Here is a 20,886-nt window from a genome sequence, read left to right on the forward strand (position 1 = left end):
AGCCATTATATGGATGCAGAAGGAAACTATGTGTTGGTACAAGATGATAAACTAAATAAGCATATTGAACCAGAAGCGAAAAAAATTAGAGCGACTGGTGAATGGGTTAGGATTACAGATGCAGAAAAAGAAGCAATAAAAAATACACCAGAGTGGAAGAAGTGCATAAGCTCTTTCAATTCTTATGCCCCACCTATGGGAAATTGGACTTTCAATCCTAGCGTACTGATGTTGAAAGAACAAAAAGTACCGGAGGTCGCGGTCAGTGTAGTAAGATGAGGCTGAGGTACATTTAAACTATTGATATTGAACAAAATGAAAGATTAGTACTATATGGTGGTACAATAATAAAAAAGAGCGTGGGTAAGTAAAAAAACCGTAGAAATAAATTGTTTCTACAGTTTTTATTGTGTTACTTCGATGTTCTTTCGTAGTGTACTTCAAGAGGTATAATGCTATTGAACTGCCCAAAAATCAGGATCTTTAATATGTTATATACTATCTGTAGAATTCTAAGAAAGTATGACATTTTATTATTTGTGAAAGAGCATAAATTTTTCGCAAGTGAACTTACTAGTATTAGTTTTCTGAATCGAATCTTTTTATAAAAAAATAGTAGCAAATTCCATTTAATCTTATTTATTTTATTGGAATTATGAGTTATATTAAAAGTAGGTGCAAAAATGTACCATTTGAAAAAGAGTGCATTGCAAAAAGGAATCCGTAAAGGATTCCTTTTTTGTTTCTTTTAAAATGAAGCAACGTTCTAATTATCTCTTTCTTTTTTTATGAATGAACTACCAATGTATAAATTTAAAAGGTATTTTTGGAAAATTGCCATATTCCTGTAACAAAACAAAGGTATGTTATGTGTGTTAAATATAAAGAGAAAGAAGGAAAAGTTGTGAAAAAAGTTTTGCCAATTGTTGCGTTATTAGGCATGATGAGTTTTGGAGTACAGGAAATGAATGTAAGAGCTGATACATACCACAAGGGCGATTCAAAAATTAGTTTTTGGGATTCGAAAAGAAAGGGTACTAATTTCATGAATAGTACGTCATTACCTGAAAACTATAAAAGTGCAAAAGAAGCTAATATTGAATATGTACGTTTAGCACCTGATAAATGGGCAAAAGATAAAGATTTTCTACTTGAGGATAAACCAGATACTTCTGGAAAGGATTTTCTGATAGGTAATGCAGATAACTATCGGGGATTAGTAAAGGAAGATCTAGAAAAATTAAAGGCGGATTTAGATGCCGCACAATCACAAGGAATGAAAGTCGTTCTTACAATGTTATCCTTACCTGGTGATCGATGGCGCCAATTTAATAATAATAAGAATGACGACAGAATATGGGAAGAAGAGAAGTATCAAGAACAAGCAAGTCAATTTTGGAAGGACCTCGCTTTGGAACTAAAAGATCACCCCGCGGTGTTTGGTTATAATATTATAAATGAACCACATCCAGAAACAGCTAAAAATAATAGATATAGTGATTTTTGGACGGAAGATTACGAGAAATGGTATGCAAAAGTGGAGGGAACGACAGCGGATTTAAACAGATTTTATCAAAAGGTAATCAATTCCATTCGTGAAGTAGACCAAGAAACACCGGTTATTTTAGATTCAGGTTTATATGCTACTCCATGGGCCTTTAAATACTTAAAGCCAGTAAAGGATAAAAAAACGCTTTACGCATTTCATATGTATGAACCATATGAATTAACGAGTCAAGGTGAAAAGAAAAATAAAGAATATCAATATCCAGGATTAGTAAAAGTAGGAGACTTAGAGAAACCTGTAATGTGGAATAAGCAGGGATTAGAGAAGTTTTTGAAGCCAGTTCAACAATGGTCTAAGAAAAATCATGTACCATCTAATAGAATTATTGCAGAAGAGATTGGAATTAACCGTACTGTTTCAGGTGCTACCCAATACATACAAGATCTTATTTCTATCTTTAACCAAAAAGGATGGCATAAATCATTCTATGCATTCCGTGAAGACACATGGACAGGGATGAATTATGAATTGGGAACAGAAAAAATAAAATGGGATGAAGAGGGTAAACTGATGCGTCAAGATAATTCACTCTGGGATGTAATAAAAAAAGATTTACAAACGCGTAAATAGTTTAGAATATTAGGCTTAAGGACTAAATGTAAGCATCTAATTCAAATAGAATTAGATGCTTTTTATTTCAAAAAAATGTGGTGGTAATTGTCTAAACCTTTAAAGTGAAAAAAGTTTTATGAATTTTTTGTGAGATTCCAATCCTTAAATGTTGTAATTTATTTACTTATTTCTCCAATTGGATATATTTCTCTAATTGGATGTAAGTTTAGAATACAGAATCAAAACATAATAGGCTGTTATCGATGAGTTTATCGTAAAGTTGTTATTTAATGTGTCATCAAATAACATTTATATACAATAATACATAAAGAAAAGGAGATATTTATGAAAAAATATAGAGTAATAGACACAACTTAAATAGTATGAATAGTTTAGATTGTAAAAACATGAAGAAGAAAACAAAAAATCCTTAAGAGTAATAAGGAAAAATGAGGGAGTTAATATGGGGAATAATTCAAAACATAAAACTAGAAAAATACTTGCAGCTACTGCTACAGTAACTATGCTTGCGACTGGAATGATTTCTTCATCAGATGTCTTTGCGGAGCAAAAGGAGCAGCAAAAAAATTTATCGACATCACTGCAAAGTGAAAAGTCAGTTAAATCAGAAAATAGAGTATTTACGGTCCCAGGAAAAGGGGATGTTGAGGTACTGAAACAACAGGAAAGAAAAAATATGGCATTTAGTCCATATGAACCAACTGGTTTATATGCAAAGCCAAATGAACAAATAAAGATTAATGTAGAAGGTAATCAAGATATTCAGGTATATATTGGAACGTATTCGTATGATGCTTCTTGGAGAGAAGATTCTAAGATAAAATCATTCACATTAAAACCTGGTATAAACACAATCCAATCTCCAAATGGGGGGCTGATTTATTTTTATAATAAACAACAAGGTGGTACCATTCGAACAACAATCACAACAGGTGGAACGACTACGCCTTTCTTTGAACTAGGAAAGCATACGAAACAAGATTTAATAAACATGCTGGACCAGTATCCTAATGCACATGCAGTGGAGTTAAAAGGCGAACGTGTATTAATTACGGCCAGCCCTGCACGTGTTAAGAAATATTTGTTGGGTTCTAATACAGATCCTGTACAACTCTTAAAAAAGATGGATGAAGCTACTCGAATTCAAGACAAAGTAGCTGGATTATCTGAAGAACAAGTAGATAAACATTATGTTCATTACGTAGAAGAAAATCATTCTCCTGATTATTATATGTATGCAACTTCTTATCGAACAGCATATGTAGGAGATGCAATCCAATACGTGTTAGATATTAATAAATTTATAACAGATGGCTGGGGCCCTTGGCATGAGGCAGGACATTTGAGACAACAATCGCCCTGGAAGTTTTATAATATGACAGAAGTACAAAATAATATATACAGCCTTTCTGTAGAAAAAGCATTTAATCAACCATCCAACTTAGAGAAAAGTGGAATTTATCCAAAAGCATTTCAATATCTAGAACAAGTGAATAAAAATTATGATGAAATTAGCGATGTTTTTGTAAAGCTTGTTATGCTTTGGCAACTACAGTTAGCGTATGGAGAGGATTTCTATCCTAAATTGCATCAATTGTATAGAGACATGCCTTCAAGTGAACTTCCACAAACTGATGAAAATAAAAAACAATTATTTATGATTTCAGCATCAAAAGTAGCCAAACAAAATTTGATTCCTTTCTTTGAGAAGTGGGGATTACGTCCAAATAACGATACCATTCAAAAAGTAGCTGCATTAGGATATCCAATTTTAACAGCAGAGATTTGGAAGGGTACGGATTCTAATCCAATTAAACCAGATATGCCTAATGTAAATAATATTTTAGAAGGAAACCAGTTTGCATGGTCACTAAAAGGAATTAGTGATTTCGAGTTTGCTAAAATTAATTTCAATAAATCGACAGAAGAAATGCAAGTAGACTTAAAAGCAGGCGTACCGCATCATTATTTTAATGAAACATATGCGAGTATTAAAGTACAAAATGCAACAGGGAAAGTAGTATACAATAAAGACATTTATGGAAATAAACAACAAAATGCTGAATCGCAAAAAGTTTCAGTCAAAGTAGGAGATTATATTGAGTTAACACATCTAGAAGGTGTGCATAGAGCTACTCTCACAAATGTAGATAATAGTAAACAAGAGAGCTTTGGAAAAAAAGCCATGTACGAAGTTACAAAGGAAGGTCTGAAGAAAGTAAATCAAATTGTTAATCCGAAACCGGACACAGAAGCTCCAACACAGCCACAAGGATTATATGCAAGCAACCTTACTTCTAACAGTGTAGAGATAAAATGGAATCCTTCTACAGATAATGTAGGTGTAAAAGAATATCAGGTATTACGCGATGGACAATTGATTCAAACGGTACAAGGAACGACGTTTACTGATCAAAACTTAACAGTTAATAAGGAATATAAATATGCAGTGAAGGCTGTAGATGCAGCTGGGAATACATCAATCCAAAGTGAAATTCTTCTTGTAAAAACCAAAGATCAAAATGTATCTTATGAAAAATGGGATCCAAAGAAGGCATATACAAAGGGCGATAAAGTAGAACATCAAGGGACAGTGTATGAAGCTGTTCAAAATCATCAAGGAAATGGTGACCCGAATTGGATATTTGCACTATCGTTATGGAAAGCAATTACAATCAATTAATATGTAAGAATCAGATGTAAAGATAGAACAACATCCAGTATTTTAAAGAATTACTGGATGTTGTTTGAATTTTGATAGATTTCTCTACTACGTTAGTATTCAATAATAAAAATTAGAAAAGGATGTAGATTAGTGATTAGTCAGAAAACAAAGCAAAGATTTAATAAAGTTATTATAATTACCGCAGCATGTAGCATGTTTTCTATGTTTGGAACGTCTATTTTGCACACTAAAGCTGCAACACATTCAGCTGCTCCAGCAGTTTATGTGAGTCCCAAAAATATACCTGCCTCAGATATTATTAGTATAGACTGGTCACCAGTTCAGACACCACCTTATACGTACTGGGCTGTACACAACTGGAATGCAGGTGGTGAAGCTGGAGGATATGCTGGTTTTCAACAACAAAGTGGGTTTGATGAAAATGGAAAACGTACTTTACATTTTGCCTTATGGGATCCAATTTCCTCTAAAGAAGCAATAAAGGCCGAATACTTATCTCCGAATTCGCAAGCTGGACCCTTTGGAGGAGAAGGAACAGGAATGAAGGTTCAAACAACTTATGGTTGGAAAGACTACAATTGGTACACAATGACAATGCGTTCATGGCAAGAAAATGGTCATACTAAATTTGGACAATGGATGAAAGATGTAACAAAGAATAAATGGCATCAAATTGCAATTATGGACTTTCCGGTTGCTAATGTTGCATTTAATCATGGTTTAGGAATGTTTCAAGAAGACTGGGCTGATAGTGGACAGAATGTTCGAGAAGCGCGCTTGAAAAATGGTTATAGCCGAAAATTAGTTGATAAACAATGGAGTTCTTGGAATAATCAAAGTATTTCTGGAACGCATGATAATACTTATCAATATGATGGAGGATCTACTTCAGAATATGTATGGGTCAAAGCAGGAGGTAATACACAGTCTACTATTGGGGCAGGAAAAATATTCACGCTAAATCAACCTACTCAACCTGAAATAGGAAAACTAGATTTTGATATCCAATCTATATATTATGAAAATGAAAAATTAAATGTATCTTGGAAACTAAAAGAAAATAGTACACCGCAATTTAAGGGGAAAATTGAAATTTATAACAATGAAAATATGACGGGCCAACCTATTAACGTAATTAATGATATTAAATCTTATCAAAATGGAATCAGTCAATCTATATCATTACCAACAAATGCTTATGCAAAAATTGTATTAACGGATATATTTGATCAAACTGTTGAGAAAAAGGTACAAATCAAAAATGAATCTCCAAACATTTTTGAAGGTAATGAATTTGCATGGTCGCTGAAAGGGATTGGAGATTTTGAATTTGCGAAAGTAAATTTAAATAAATCAACAGAAGAAATGCAAATTGATCTAAAAGCAGGTGTACCACATGACTACTTTGATAGTACATATGCAAGTATTAAAGTGCAAAACACATCAGGTAAAGTGGTCTATAACAAAGAGATTTATGGAAACAAACAGCAAAATGCTGAATCGCAAAGAGTTCCAGTCAAAGTAGGAGACTATATTGAATTAACACATCTAGAAGGTATTCATAGAGCTACTTTAACAAATGTAGGTAATAGTAAACAAGAAAGCTTTGGAAAAAAAGCAATATACCAAGTTACAAAGGAAGGTCTGAAGAAAGCAGAAAAAATGCCCGAAGCTACAATTTTAGATGGAAATCAATTTGCATGGTCATTAAAAGGATATAGTGATAGAGAAATCGCAAAAGTAGATTATAATAAGACAACAGAGAAAATGCAGGTGAATTTAGAAGCGGGCGTACCACATTCTTACTTTAATAATACGTATGCAAGTATTACAATAAAGAATTCAACCGGTAGTATTTTGTACAATAAGGGAATAGTGGGAAATAGACAGCAAACTGCTGAAAGCCAAACCGTGCCCGTAAAAGTGGGAGATTACATTGAGTTTACCCATATAGAAGGGGAAGCAGTAAAAGAAAAAACACGCGCTATACTTATTAATCTTGAGAATAATAAACAAGAATATATGGGCAAAAAAAGAACCTATCAAGTTACTTCAACGGGATTAAACAAAATAGAGTAACATGAAAAACATTCTAATTATTAGTTAGATACAAATAGTCGTTCATTATGAACGGCTATTTGGCTTTTATTTAAAGAAAAGTGAAATGAAAATACTCTCTCTTTTGTATATACTCTCCTTGCCATCAACTGCTACATTTGTTTATCAGGGGGAAAGAATTTTAAAAATGTGCTTGAGAATTGATACATGTTTAAGTGTTATAGATTTGAGAAAAAAGAAACAGAATAGTAAGGTATTTATTGATAAACCCTCTCTTTTATTACAATATTTTACAAATTTGATATGATGTATATGAGTTCTATGTATATTAAGGGAGGAATGGGAATGAAGAGGTTCATAACATGTGCAAGTGGTAATATAATCTCAAAAAAGTTAGTTTTAATGATGTTGCCGATGGTTTTAATGATATTGATGATTACACCATCGAATGATGTATCGGCAGCCAATCTATCAAAAGCAGGTTCACTAAAAGGCGTGAATTTATTTAATGGAAGTTGGACAGTTGCTATACAGGCAGCAAATTTACAATATGTTTCTGCTGAGCCTTTGGGAAATGTAACAGCAAATCGTAATGTAGTTAATAAATGGGAGAAATTTGAATTAATTCCGACGGGGGAATTATATACGTACGCTTTAAAAGCTAAAAGTAATGGGAAGTATGTTTCGTTTGAGCCGAATGGTAGAGTAGTAGCAGATCGTACATCAATTGGGGCATGGGAAAAGTTTATCTTATATAATGGTGGAGACAATAGGATATATGTATTACAAGCACTAAGTAATGGTAGATATATATCAGCAAATGGTGGTAGAGAATTAACAGCTACTAGTTATGTAGCTGGAAGCTGGGAAAGATTTGTTATTGTATACTTCTAAACTTTGAAGTGTTATATATTTAAATGATAATGGCATGTTTAGTTTGTATAAACGCTTAATACAATAAAGTGTTAAGTATTTAATACAAGCGTATATTAACGTGTAAAAGGGCTGCAAGTAATTAGCAGTCCTTTTTGCATGTTAAATAAGGACTTACTGAGGTTATAATGAAAAGAAAAAGAACCCTATAGGGTTCTTTTTCAGGGCATATTAACAGTAAGGAGAATCATGAAATGCTACTTCAAATCTTTATTAGGGGAAAGATTTTGAATAAGATTAACATACGTCTATTTTTACATAAATGTAATATATAATAAATTGATAATATTTATACTTACTATTACTAATATTCAATTAAGATAGTTAACACTATTTGTGTGGTGTTAATGAAGTGCATATTTAGAAAATTAATAATAGCCCCAAGTTGGTTAAATATGTCTAATATTATATTTTATTTGCTAAAAGAGCTTATAGTTATATCATTTCAAAAATTAATTAGCATTTAAACAATTTTAACTGAAATTGGATGTGTATTAAATAAAATAAACAAAGACCCTGTAATAAATACAGGGCCGGATACAGGGTTAAGGGAACGCATAGTTTCTTAAAATCATAATAGCATATATTCTTTGTATAGCTACATGAGGATTTTGACAGAATTAAGAACAAGACAGAAAATCTGTAGGAAAGCAAATATAGTGCTGGAAATGTGATTTTAAATTAAGCTATAGGTATATTGAAATGGATGAAAACTCTTGAGTACCATGATTAAATTGCCTTTAATTATGAGGTTTAGGTTAGAGGGATAATTGGATCTTACTGAAAAGAAAAAATGTTTTTTAGATTAAAAGAAGAAAAGACACCTTTTGGGTGTTTTTTCTTTAGGTAAACAGTTCACATATTGCTGAATTAGATACGAAACCATAATTCGACTACGAAGTAAATCCTAACATAATCTGAACAGAAAAAATATGTAACATTACATTTTTAGTTTTTAATTATTTTATTCAATATAGAGAAGCAACGTAAATAAAAGGGCATGCAGTAGTATCTGCAGCCCTTTTTAGGAGGAACTCAAGACACCATTAGGACACGTATTGGAAACAGGTTCAAAAATAGTATGTGTGAAAAGAAAAAGTCCTATACCAAAAGTAGACAGGACCTTATCTTTTTTACATTTTAAAAAATGAAATTCTGTCCTTTTGAAATCAGTACAGCACACACTTGGTTCGAAATGAAATTAGAAAAAGTATACATGAAAATGGCAGACAACTATTTTGTTGCCTGCCGGTGCCAGTGGGTTGAATGAGTTAGTCAATTCAATAAATTGTGCTATCCCATTACCAGAAGATTGAAGCTGCTAGTTCAAACGGCTTAGACATAGTTTGTCTAATAAAGAAAAAATTATGAGTAGAAATTTTGTTTGCTCTATATGAAAAGATAAATAGATATTCATCAGACAAGGATAATTTAGCATATCTTGAATAGGGTGTAGGAATGAATTAAAGAAAAGGGTGAAATATTGGATAACTCGAAATGGATGCCTTTAAGTAATGTTGATGATGATGAGGAAATTTGGGTAGGAGCAAGAGTTAGGTTGTACAATGTTGGTATGAATAGAGAAGATAAAGAAAATAATTTCTATGAATATATTATTTCTTATATCTACGACAACACTAAATACTTACAACTAACTAATTTAACAACAGGAAAAGCAGGTTATATTATTTGTGTCATTGAAAAAGAATTACCAAATAATTATGCTTTGGGCAGAACATTAAAGCAAAGAATAGGTTTAGAAAATACCTATTTTAGATTTGAATAATCAACAAATAAGGGAAGCACCAACTCTAAGGTGTCTTCCCTTATTTAATACAATATTAACAGAGCCTAAATAAAAAAGTGAGAAAAATGATAAACATTCTTCTCACTTTCATCAATTAGGATGGCATATACATAAATATGCGTTTGGGTGGATTTTTGGATGAAAAATCCACATGCATAGTATAACAAACTACATAAGGTAGATTATATGTAATATTGCATATAGGGAAAGGTTCTTCTATAGAACTAAAATACAGTTTATACTGAATTATTTATTTATTATAAGGTAATAATATATTATCGGATTTTATATCTATTACTTATGTATACGTGTTACAATGAATTTCTCCAATTTATTTTATTCTTTTATATAGAATTTATGGTTTAGTTATCTCTTACAACAAAATCGGCCGTAGTAAATGATTCATGAATAGTTTGATGCATTTAGAATGGTTCAAAGGCTGTTAAACATAATCATACAAAGAATAAATTTATGTAGTTATTTTTTAGAGAATTTATTATGGTAAAGACTTCATCCGATTTGAATAGCGCTAAATTAAAATTTTTATCCAATCAAGGTCAAATAATATCTGTTAAATGAAGGTTATGTTTCATCCATTTTATTGGGAACAATTCGTAGTTTTAGAATTGCTGAATATGGAAAGATAACATATTCGAAAGGAGGATAGATAAAACGCTGCCTGTGAAATTTAAATCGTTAAATAAGGAAGTTGAGATGATAGGATTTAATAGGGGTTTCATTTCGAATGGTACTGTAAATATATGTAGAAAAAATAAAGGAGAAAAATTTAAATAAACTATATCAGTAGTAAAAGTGAAAGGGAGAAGTATCTAGTGTTTAATATAAAAGAAAGATTGGGACAAATAAAGCTTAAAACGAAGTTGTCTATGGCATTTATAGCAATATTAATTATACCAAGTCTTATCGTAGGAGTATCATCTTATAATAAAGCAAAAACAGATCTTAATGAAACAATTCTACAATCAGCAAAAGATAATATAAGTATTTTAGATAAGATTGTTGATGATGAATTAGAAAATAAGCATACAGATGTCACTCATTTTGCAAAAGTACTTACACAAGGTGATTATAATCCTGAACAATCGCAAAATGTACAGAGTAAATTTGATCAATATATACAGTTACATCCAGAGATAGAAACGATTTATACGGCATCTAGTAACAATCAATTTATTCATGCACCTGTTGGCAAGATACCAGAAGGGTTTAATCCATTAGAAAGTAGTTGGTATAAGGATGCAGTAAAAGCAAATGGAGAGATTATTGTTTCATCTCCATATAAATCAAAGGCTACAGGAAATATGGTAATTGCAATTGCAAAGCAAAATGCAGATAAAAGTGGTGTCATTGGCTTAGATTTGAATATTACAGATATCGTAAAAACATCCAAAATGATAAAAATTGGAAAGCAAGGATTTGTATCTATAGTTAGTCAAGATAAAACTATAGTTGTTCATCCATCACTAAAGCCTGGAGAGAAATTAGAGAAAACTTTAGCGGATGAATTGTACAAGACAGAAGATGGAGTAATTACTTATAGCCTCAATGGCGAAGATCGAAACATAAGCTTTAAGACAAACAAAAAAACAGGTTGGAAAATAGCAGGCGTAATGCCTATGAAAGAAATTGAAGAAGCTACCAATCCTATTTTTTATAAAACGTTCACTATAATAGGGGCTTCATTATTGTTAGGTGGAATTGTAATTTTATTTATACTTAGATCCATTATTACTCCACTAAGACAATTAGTTATCTCGGCCCAAAGAATTAGTCAGGGAGATTTAACCGAGAAAATAGATATTCGTTCAAATGATGAACTTGGTCAATTAGGTGGTAGTTTCAATACAATGGCAGAGTCGTTACGTACTATTATTTCTCAAATTAACACATCTGCAGGACATGTAGCTGCGTCTTCTGAGGAATTAACTGCTAGTGTAGAGCAAGCAAGTGTTGCGACAGAACAAATTACAAAAGAGATGGAAGAAATCTCGAACAGTGCAGAGGTTCAAAATAATGAAGTTGAGTCTGGAGCTGAATTAATTGGTGAGGTAACACGAAATATTCAATATGTAGCTGAGAATGCTTCTGAAGTATCGACTTCATCTATATACACAAAACAAAAAGCCAATGAAGGTGAACAATTAGTAGAACAAACTGTAACACAAATGCAGTCTATCCATCACTCGGTTTCTCAATCCGATCATGTAATAAAATTATTAGATAAAAAATCACAACAAATTGGAAGTATATTAGAAGCGATTCAAAATATTGCGGAACAAACAAATTTATTAGCTTTGAATGCAGCAATTGAAGCAGCTAGAGCAGGAGAACAGGGACGAGGGTTTGCAATTGTTGCTGATGAAGTTAGGAAGCTAGCAGAGCAATCATCCGAATCTTCGATGGAAATTGGAAGTTTAATTAAGGAAATACAAGCAGACGTATATGAGACTGTAAAAGCTATGAATGAAGTGGGAGTAGAAGTACAGTCGGGAATTAAGGTTGCGAACGATACAAAACAAAGTTTTTATGAGATTTCAAAATCTGCAAATGATATTGTGTCAAAAGTGCACGGTATGGTGGAACTATCTAATAAAATGACTACTGATGCAATGAAAGTCGATACATCGATTGATCAAATAGCTATGGCTGTAAAAGAGAATTCTTCAAGTATGCAAACAATAGCTGGTTCATCTGAGGAACAACATGCTTCTATGGAAGAGATAAATTCTTCAGCAATACAATTAGCACAGATGGCGGAAGAACTTCAAGAGTTAATTGGTGGATTTAAGATTTAAGTTGAGATTCTAGGAGAGGATGCTAGAATCTTGTTACAGAGTGGAAATAAAAAATCTCATAACATAGTAAATAAGTATAATATGAACTCTCTACACGTATTGAACAGGCAGATAAGCCATTTAAAAACCCTCCATTTGGAGGGTTTTTTAAATACATTTACATTAAATTTGTTGTGGTGCACCACCATAATCCCCAACATTATATGAAGGAGAAGGATAATGTCCGTGAGTAGCAAGTTGATCTGTTTTAGAAAACTGAGAAATTCCCACCGTTAACACTCCAATGAAAGCAATACCAGATAATAATAAGCTAATTTTTTTCATCATTTTAAGACTCCTTTTTCAATTAATTTTCGTCTTGCTTGATAACAAATATGGAAATAGTCACTCACCTTTTTATGGTTCTCTAATTGTCTACATTTTGTGGCAAATAATTCAGCGTATTCGACAACATATTCCCATAACTCTTCTTTCTCAAAGTATAAGATTCCTTCTTGAATGATTTTTTCTAATTCTTCCAATGGAATGTTTTCGTTTAATCTTTTTAAAATAAAGAAGTGGTGCATATATTCTTCATTATGGATTTCTCTACAGATTTTTAATCCCTTAACAATGAGTTTGCTAGCCGTCGATTGTTCTCCTAATTTATAATGTTCCTTAGCTTGTAGGAAGATAGCCTTGAAGTGTGTAGGGATTTTCTCTGTTACTTCAGAAAGGTGACGAATAGCTAAAGTAGACATACTTTGATCAGAATACAGCCATCCCATAGTACTTTTTACGTATAACAAGGAATCTTCTTCCTTATTTTTTTGTAGCAAATCAATTGCATATTGGAGATACTCTTCAGCTTGTTCGTACTGTTTTAAATAGATGCAGCAACCACCTAACAAACTATTACAAAAAGCTGTTTTTACTTCATAACCTTCATACTTTGAAAAGATTGCCCTTGATTTACTTGCGTATTCGATAGAAGCGAGCATGTTATGGGTATGGTGATAAAAAGTAGCAATTCTATAGTAGAATTCAGCGTGTTCAATTTCATCTGGTATGTCTACTAATATCTTTTCAGCTAGTTTATAATGTTCCTCTGCCTCAGTATAATTTGATATAAAAGTGGAATGAATGGATTTAAAAAAGTGATAATAGAAGCGTAGGAAATGGTCTGCAGGCATATCATAGTCGCTAATAGCATCAAAGCTATTTTGTTGAATACCAAGGCTATCTGTTAAGACAGTGTAACGAAATTCAAGTAGTGAGTAATAGAGTAATAAATTTTGATCTTGATGCTCTTGATTCGGTTCAATACTTAACTTATTAATTTTTTCATCAATTTTCTTTTTTAGATTAGTAGCTTTTATAACTTGTTGAGATAGCATAGATCGATACCAGTCGTTCAATAGAGAGGTTAACTGCTCATTTCCGTTTACTGAGACACTCATAATATACGCCCCCATCTTATAGAAATATCCTAATCCAATTTAATTGTAACTATCATAGCAAAATAGAAGCGAAAATGGTGTGATTTTACAACTTTTTCAAGAAGATTCAGAAAATAATCGATTGTTGTCGAATGTACTTATAATTTAACGTATTTCTCGAAAGAATTCTCCTTCCTCAAGCGTGTGAAGGACGTAGCACGACGATAGGTGAGAGATGAATTTTGGTTTGGTGGACCCAAAAGGCTTTGCTTTTTATTTTTCCAATGTTGATATGTATTTATTGTAGCTAAGTACATAGAACTAAAAATAAGATATTCTTGTGAACTCAAAAAGCCGAAATTCCTTAACTTAGGAATTTTGGCTTTAACGTTATGTCATGGAATTGCAATTGGAATGGCATCTGGCATATCTACTGCACCAGAGTTATAATTTCTTCAGCTCTTTAACTTAGAAACTGGTACTTGATTAGCTTAGTTAAATTATTGCCTTTTAAAAGAACGGAAAGAGTTTTTTCGAGTTAGCACCTTTTACATGATAAATATTGAAGAGAGAAAAAACACTTAGAAAGACTTTTAAGCAGAAAAATAGACTAGTCTATTTTTAATTTCTAATGGTCCCAGTATCCTTTATTTTGACGTGTGTCTTTACATTTATTTTAGCCGCTGCTAAGGCTTGCAACCAATCTCCTTTTACTTTTTTCCACTCTTTGTATTGAAAAGCTCTAGCATATAGGGATAATCCGATTGGATCAATTTTATTCTGCTGTATTTCATTCAACATATTTTGTAAATTATTATTAATTTCATTTTGAATAGCACTTTTTAAATTATTTATATTTTTTTTATTATCATAGTGCCCCTTAATTGAATTCGCATTGGTTTTTTCTATTAAAGCTACATTAGCATATATATCGAGATTAAATACAAATTTTCCGTTTTGAAAATTAACACCTACCTTCCTAGTTGCGTTCTGTACGAAGATAGAAGTGTTTATTTTTTTGTTGGACTTTTTAGGAGGAAGCGCAAGGTGTAGTATCATTCGCCCGCTACTTTTTTGCTTATTTATAAGATTGAAAAATTTAACATCTTTTTTAGGGATATGAGTTAAATATTTCCCTTTTCGATTTAAAAATGCAATTCCTACTGTGTCGATTTCATTCTTTGTTTTTTTGATAATTGGAACAGTTTGCGTCATTCCTTCTTCATTTTGTTCTCTCATTAATTGTTGAATTGTAGAAGAGACGGATTGGTTATTTTGAATTGACGATTCGATTACACCATTTATATAAGATGAAAGTGATGGTTTACTAGGTTTATGAATTTTAAAAATTTCTTCTGCAGGTCCATCTACAAGTACTACTTTAGCATTAATGGTAGCGTAAGGATCACGGTAAGAAGAATCAAGCTCCTGCAACCAATTTGCTTCTTGCGCTAATTTTTTCCCAATTAAAATGATTTCAGCTTTGGAAGCTGTCATAAAGCCCGTTAACTTCGTATCTATCTTACTGAATCCAGTATATACAGTTGATGCTTGTGTCCAATGTTCTATAGTACTTTTTGGTTGTTTATGATGAAAGAGTGGTATGCTTGTTCCAACTTTTATGTCTCCATTAGGGGTTCTATCCAAGCCAATTAACAGGATTAATGAAACCTTCTCAAGAGGAATTCTCTGACTACAACCAATTATATATACACAACAAATTACAATCCATATCCATTTTCGAATCAAAGTTGTTTCCTCCTAGTAATCCAAGTGAAAAGAATACTGTAAGCGAAAAATAACATTGGTAATAGAATAAAGAAAATGACATTTAAGATATCCATAAGAGAATATATAAACAAATATTGATCCACATCGGGATTTAGGAAAATAAATAGACCAACTATAAATAGCATAAAAGCAAGTAGCGACCAATTGCGGATGTTTTTTTGAAATGAAATGGTCACAGATTCAAAACTGAAAAATAAATACGGATATATCGTAGTGGAAAATACAATTAAATAGTAAGCGATATATATAATTTCTAATCGTTCTATGAAAGAAAAACGAACCCCTTTTAACAGATGAAATACTGGCCAGATTACGTCTTTTATCCCCTCTGGACTAAAGTATATATAAGAAAGAATAGTCACATATAGATAGAAGAACATAGTTCCAGTATTCGCTATTAGTAGTCCTTTTATGGCTTTGTGTTTTTTTTGTAAGAACGGGTATATATAATATGCAATTTCTAAGCCAGCATAAGGTGTAATGGTTTCTTTTGTTGCCTTAATAATAGGGTATAATCCATCTTTAAAAATAGGTAGTAGGTGTAAAGGGTTGTAGTTAGTCTTTAGTGAAAAAAGAAGAAATAGTGGCATCCAAGTAGTGAAGAAGAAGACAAGCATAGAATAACTAGTAAGAGCCCTTAACCCACTCAGAGCTAAAATAATAAAAGGTAATAGTAATAATATGGTGATTTGATAAGCAGGAGTGGAAGGAAATATCCAAACTTTTACAATATCAGTTACCTTTAGTAAAGTATTAAAGCCAGCAAAAAATAGATAACAGGCATATAAAAGAAAAAGAATCGTCCCTAGCCATTTACCAAAGTATGTTTTTAAGATTTGTGAGAAATTTTTGTTGGGATTTTTTTGTAACATTAATATAATAAATACACCGATTATAGAAGTAACCATCCATCCAAGAATGATTGAAATCCAGCCATCTGTGCCAGCAGTAGTAGCAAGTGGGCTTGGCATAATTAACATACCAGATGCAAGTTGCAGCGAATGGATGAAAATAATAAATTCGAATAAAGTTATATTTTTGAATTTAAGATTCCCCATGTTAACTACCTTCTTTTTTCTTTCTTTGTTTCGGCTGCCCTGTACTCGAACGGCTGGTAAGCATAGAAATAGGAAATCTTACAAAAGAATCTTTTAACTCTTGGAGACGAAATGGGGCGATTGGCAATCCATATGGTGAACCATATGAAGTTAGTGAAACAAAATGAGCAAATAAGAGCATTAATCCACTAACAATACCTACAATGCCATAAAAGTAAGCCAATAACATCATTGGAAAACGAATAAGGCGTATAGAACTTGATAAATCATAATTAGAAACAATAAATGAAGCAATGGCTGTAATAGATACGATAATAACCATAACGTTACTAACAAGACCAGCTTGAACAGCCGCCTGTCCAATTACAATCCCTCCAACTATTCCAATGGTTTGTCCAATTGGTTGTGGTAAGCGAATACCAGCTTCACGTAGCATTTCTAGTGTGATTTCCATTATAAAAGCTTCCAATAAGGGAGAGAAAGGGACTTTGACTCTTGACGTTGCAATAGAAGTGTATAAATCTATAGGAATGATTTCAAAGTGAAAAGAGACTATAGCTATATAAAATGCTGGTAAAAAAATAGCTATAATAAATCCTGCAAATCTTAATAAGCGAAAAAAAGATGCAATGAGCCAATGAATATTATAGTCATCTGGGGTTTGAAAAAATCCAATCAAATTCATAGGAACAACCATAGCAGCAGGGGATCTATCCATTAACACTGCTACTTTCCCATCAAGTATATGATTTGAAATGGCGTCTGGACGTTCGCTTAAATAAGCCTGTGGAAAAGGAGTCCAATTTTGATCTTTTGTATAATTAGATAGCTCTCCAATACTTAATACCGCATCTGTTTTGATTTTGCAGATTCTAGTTTCTATTTCTTGGACTACATCTGCGTTTGCTACATCACCTAAGTAAATTAAATAGACTAAAGAAGTAGCTCGTTCTCCAATCGTCAGCTTTTTGATTTTTAACTCTGTAGAAGGAATATATCGACGAATTAGGCCTATATTTTTTGTGACATTCTCAATAAAACCATCATGTGAGCCTTTAATAGTAACTTCTGAAATTGGTTCTTGAATGGCTCTCTCTGCCCAACCTTTTGTATTTATTAGAAGTGACCGATTTTCTGCTTCCATAAATAGTACACATTGACCCTCAAGTAATCCTTCTTTAATTTCATTCCATGTATATACGATTTTTGTATGAGTAGCAATAATATTAGAATTAAAAATTTGACTGTCTTCATTTACTTCTTGTAATAATGGTGTAACAACATTGTCTTTTAATGCAACACCATCTGTAAGGCCTTCAAAATAATAAAGCAAAATATTCGTGTTTGTTTTTAATTGTAAAGGATGTTCAATCAAATCTGCACTAATATCAAAGATATTATCTAGTGTATTTTTAAGTTGTTTTAGGTTATTTGTTTCGATCTTTTCAATGGTTTTATATGTCTTAGTTTCTAAGGGCTCTTCATTTAAGGACAAAATTGACACCTCTTTAATATATAACGATTAGTTGTATTTATTATTTTTATAAGATGGAATTTTATTCACAAATTCAAACAAATTGGGAACGGAAATTAATAATTGAGAGCAAAAAAGTAGAGGTGATTTGTGGGGGAATCTAAGTATCAAGATAGAATTGAAATTTGAATGATTATAATAAAAAGAACCCTTGATAGGTTCTTTTTATTTGGTAAATATGTTGTCAACAATAGATGGCGATAAAGGTAGTAATTTAGATGTCTTTATGTTAATCAGCTAAATTTTGTAGGAAGAATTCTTTTTTCATACCTTGATACTTAATGAAAAAGGATATTTCATTTATTTGGGTGTTCTAGTGTATTTGAATTTTGCGCACCAACAAATTTTGTTTAGGGACAAAATGAATTTTCTTAATTATCAGAAAAAAACAGCGCAACAAAATTCCTATTCATTATTTTGGTAGGTATCAAATATTTCTTTGGCCTTATTTTCTTTATATTACCGTACGTTTATATGTTTCTAAGGGAAAGTGAAACGCTTACAACCAGAAAATAAAGAGAAAATATTAAAATGCGACTTTTTCGACAATTATTCTATGTTTATATTTAATTTTATTATAGGAAAAGGCGGAGGGAAGCGGACCTTTTCCTATAAACTGTTTTGTTGGAATTAGAAATAACTAAAAAAGTAATAATAGCTTAAAATTAAAATGAAATTCAATGATAAAGTTATTATTGAATTTGTGAACCTCAGGTATCTTGAAAGTATGGTCAAATTTTAATCCACTTTGCGTTTCTTCCTTTTGTAACTAGCTTAATATGGCCAAATAGTTGCAAGGAATTTAAAGCCTTACTGATTGTACTCTCTGCAATGTCTGGATAAGTGTTACGAATACTTTCCTTAGTAAAGGGTTGTTTTTGTTTAAGTATAAAATCCTGAATTCTCTCAACTTTAGTATGTTTACATATAGAATCTAGAACTGTGTTATGAAGATCTTTGTAAGCCTCTAATATAATTGTTAAAAACGTTTTTAACCAAAAGCTATTATTATGTTCCTCGCAGTACCAATTCACCGAAGATTTATAAATCGAATTGTAATAATCAGATTCATGTTTCTTAATATATTTATCCAAACATACATATTTTACAAATGTATGTCCACTCTTAATTAACAGCAATTGCATTAACATAAATGCCAACCTGTTATTACCTTGATTGAAAGGGACTATGCAATAAAAATTTAATATAAAACGAGCTATTAATAAAAGTGAATGAAGCCCCTTACTAGTATTTAATGAGTTGTATTGATCACATAATTGCTCCATAAACCGTGGGATAAGTTCATGCGGAAGAATGCGGTAACTATTCAAGTGCATTCCATGTTCTGGAACTCCTGGAATAATAAAAGGTTTTTCACGCCATTTGGCACTGTCAGAGGTAATATAATGTATTAGTTGAAAATGTAATTCCTGTATAGTTGCTGGATTAATTAATAAAGTACAGGAGTTTTTATGTACAAAAGAAAGCGTTTGATAATAGCAGAAAATAGCATCTTCAGAAATATTTTGAGGTACTATATCATCTAAAATAAGTTCTTTTAATCTTTTATTAGGAACTTTTATATCCTCATAAATAGTTGTGAAATTTTTTATGTAATGTAGTGGTATAGTTTTTTCTAAACTATTAAATATGTCAGGGTTTTGTTCCTGATAAGCAGCTAATTTTCCTTTGAATTCGCTAATTTCACTTATTAAATTGATTAACCTCCTTTTTAATTCAATATTTTTGTACTTATCATCAAAAAAGTCTCTCATTTTTGTTCCTCCTGTAACCCCTTAACACGTTGTTGCATATATCTTTCCATTCTAAAGGTATGCCATGAAATCATTGTAAAATAAAGATATTGTAGGTCTGATTTTGAATATATATATCAGAATCTATATTTTTATTTAACAATTAAAATATGGAAATTATAAAGAAGAATCGTTACGATTCAATTTTAATAGGCATAATCCTAACATCAAATGCAAAAATTTACAATAAAAAAATATAAAACTATCAAATCTTTTGAAAGATTATCTAAAAGAGTTTTAAGAAATTGTAGGTATAGATGTGCTTTGGTTTAGGAGTAAATAATAAAGCGGTAATAAAGTTTTCATAGGTAATTAAAAAGTAGATAGACTATTAATTTGTGACAATTACGTGCCTAATCTATCATATGCTTTTATGAGAATTCTAAAATTAAATCCTAACGAGCTGAATTTTCTATATTTAGCATAAATATTAGGGAGGCGTGCTGATGAAATGTATCATTTTATATAGAAATATGTAACGTTTAACACTCGTATTGTAAAATATTTTGACATACGTTAATTTAAATATTAGGTACAGGAACATTTAATAAAAACTCAGTACTAAAATACCCTTTAAACGTTTCACCCTAAGAACCTTTTCTCAAGCACACTGAAGTTCATCCTTTGTTTCTGTGCTTTATTAGATAAAAATAACACAATAAATTATTAGAATGGGATAGTTAAAATTGGATTTTTAAATATTTTCTCTTTTCTTAAACATTAACAATTTCTTGATAATCTATTTAAAGTAAGGAAATACAGGATAGAAAATAGCTATTAATAAAGAAAATACAGTTAAGCTAGATACCTTAAGTTATTTTATAAGTAATT

General features: G+C 31.5%; 12 protein-coding genes and 1 pseudogene. 7 read left to right on the plus strand and 6 right to left on the minus strand.

Features of this window, described 5'->3' with window-relative positions; genetic code table 11:
- The 7 genes and pseudogenes from ACS2QP_RS23675 to ACS2QP_RS23705 all read left to right on the plus strand — a co-directional run.
- A partial coding sequence (locus ACS2QP_RS23675) for a hypothetical protein (protein WP_438882920.1) occupies positions 1–279 on the plus strand: 279 nt, incomplete at its 5' end.
- Positions 280–868: 589 nt separating this feature from the next.
- Positions 869–2,137 (plus strand): glycoside hydrolase family 5 protein, encoded by a 1,269-nt coding sequence (locus ACS2QP_RS23680; protein ID WP_438882921.1) that lies wholly within the window; start codon positions 869–871, stop codon positions 2,135–2,137.
- 445 nt (positions 2,138–2,582) lie between these two features.
- Positions 2,583–4,823, plus strand: a complete 2,241-nt coding sequence (locus ACS2QP_RS23685; protein WP_438882922.1) for a M60 family metallopeptidase — start codon at positions 2,583–2,585, stop codon at positions 4,821–4,823.
- Positions 4,824–4,955: 132 nt separating this feature from the next.
- Positions 4,956–6,902 (plus strand): annotated as a pseudogene (locus ACS2QP_RS23690) (DUF3472 domain-containing protein); the annotation flags it as partial.
- Between the two features lie 327 nt (positions 6,903–7,229).
- The gene (locus ACS2QP_RS23695) at positions 7,230–7,778 is read left to right on the plus strand and encodes a fascin domain-containing protein (protein ID WP_438882923.1); all 549 of its coding nucleotides are present in this window, start codon (positions 7,230–7,232) and stop codon (positions 7,776–7,778) included.
- Between the two features lie 1,540 nt (positions 7,779–9,318).
- A complete protein-coding gene (locus tag ACS2QP_RS23700; protein ID WP_438882940.1) occupies positions 9,319–9,603 on the plus strand; it encodes a hypothetical protein in 285 nt (94 codons plus the stop codon).
- Positions 9,604–10,457: 854 nt separating this feature from the next.
- Positions 10,458–12,440, plus strand: coding sequence for a methyl-accepting chemotaxis protein (locus ACS2QP_RS23705; RefSeq protein WP_438882924.1), 1,983 nt, complete (start codon positions 10,458–10,460; stop codon positions 12,438–12,440).
- A 162-nt stretch (positions 12,441–12,602) separates the two neighbouring features.
- On the opposite strand, the gene ACS2QP_RS23710 is transcribed toward ACS2QP_RS23705, so the two are convergent.
- From ACS2QP_RS23710 to ACS2QP_RS23735, 6 genes are all read right to left on the minus strand, one after another.
- Positions 12,603–12,764 carry a hypothetical protein gene (locus ACS2QP_RS23710; protein WP_438882925.1) on the minus strand — a complete coding sequence of 54 codons (162 nt, stop codon included), beginning with the start codon at positions 12,762–12,764 and terminating at the stop codon, positions 12,603–12,605.
- Positions 12,764–13,879 carry a tetratricopeptide repeat protein gene (locus ACS2QP_RS23715; protein WP_438882926.1) on the minus strand — a complete coding sequence of 372 codons (1,116 nt, stop codon included), beginning with the start codon at positions 13,877–13,879 and terminating at the stop codon, positions 12,764–12,766. The genes ACS2QP_RS23710 and ACS2QP_RS23715 overlap by 1 nt, the downstream gene beginning before the upstream one ends.
- Positions 13,880–14,479: 600 nt before the next feature.
- Positions 14,480–15,607: a Ger(x)C family spore germination protein gene (locus ACS2QP_RS23720; RefSeq protein ID WP_438882927.1), complete on the minus strand. Its 1,128-nt coding sequence runs from the start codon at positions 15,605–15,607 to the stop codon at positions 14,480–14,482.
- Positions 15,604–16,707 (minus strand): GerAB/ArcD/ProY family transporter, encoded by a 1,104-nt coding sequence (locus tag ACS2QP_RS23725; RefSeq protein ID WP_000527366.1) that lies wholly within the window; start codon positions 16,705–16,707, stop codon positions 15,604–15,606. The genes ACS2QP_RS23720 and ACS2QP_RS23725 overlap by 4 nt, the downstream gene beginning before the upstream one ends.
- 1 nt (position 16,708) lies before the next feature.
- A complete protein-coding gene (locus tag ACS2QP_RS23730; RefSeq protein WP_438882928.1) occupies positions 16,709–18,202 on the minus strand; it encodes a spore germination protein in 1,494 nt (497 codons plus the stop codon).
- A 770-nt stretch (positions 18,203–18,972) separates the two neighbouring features.
- The gene (locus ACS2QP_RS23735) at positions 18,973–20,016 is read right to left on the minus strand and encodes a Fic family protein (protein WP_332284394.1); all 1,044 of its coding nucleotides are present in this window, start codon (positions 20,014–20,016) and stop codon (positions 18,973–18,975) included.
- Positions 20,017–20,886 lie beyond the last annotated feature (870 nt).

It is taken from the genome of Bacillus cereus group sp. Bce019 (assembly GCF_051781745.1).
Classification (GTDB): Bacteria; Bacillota; Bacilli; order Bacillales; family Bacillaceae_G; genus Bacillus_A; species Bacillus_A cereus.

Coding starts and splice junctions, on each gene's coding strand:
- ACS2QP_RS23680 (WP_438882921.1), top strand. CDS start 869: ATGTGTGTTAAATATAAAGAGAAAGAAGGAAAAGTTGTGAAAAAAGTT.
- ACS2QP_RS23685 (WP_438882922.1), top strand. CDS start 2,583: ATGGGGAATAATTCAAAACATAAAACTAGAAAAATACTTGCAGCTACT.
- ACS2QP_RS23695 (WP_438882923.1), top strand. CDS start 7,230: ATGAAGAGGTTCATAACATGTGCAAGTGGTAATATAATCTCAAAAAAG.
- ACS2QP_RS23700 (WP_438882940.1), top strand. CDS start 9,319: ATGCCTTTAAGTAATGTTGATGATGATGAGGAAATTTGGGTAGGAGCA.
- ACS2QP_RS23710 (WP_438882925.1), bottom strand. CDS start 12,764: ATGAAAAAAATTAGCTTATTATTATCTGGTATTGCTTTCATTGGAGTG.
- ACS2QP_RS23715 (WP_438882926.1), bottom strand. CDS start 13,879: ATGAGTGTCTCAGTAAACGGAAATGAGCAGTTAACCTCTCTATTGAAC.
- ACS2QP_RS23725 (WP_000527366.1), bottom strand. CDS start 16,707: ATGGGGAATCTTAAATTCAAAAATATAACTTTATTCGAATTTATTATT.
- ACS2QP_RS23735 (WP_332284394.1), bottom strand. CDS start 20,016: ATGAGAGACTTTTTTGATGATAAGTACAAAAATATTGAATTAAAAAGG.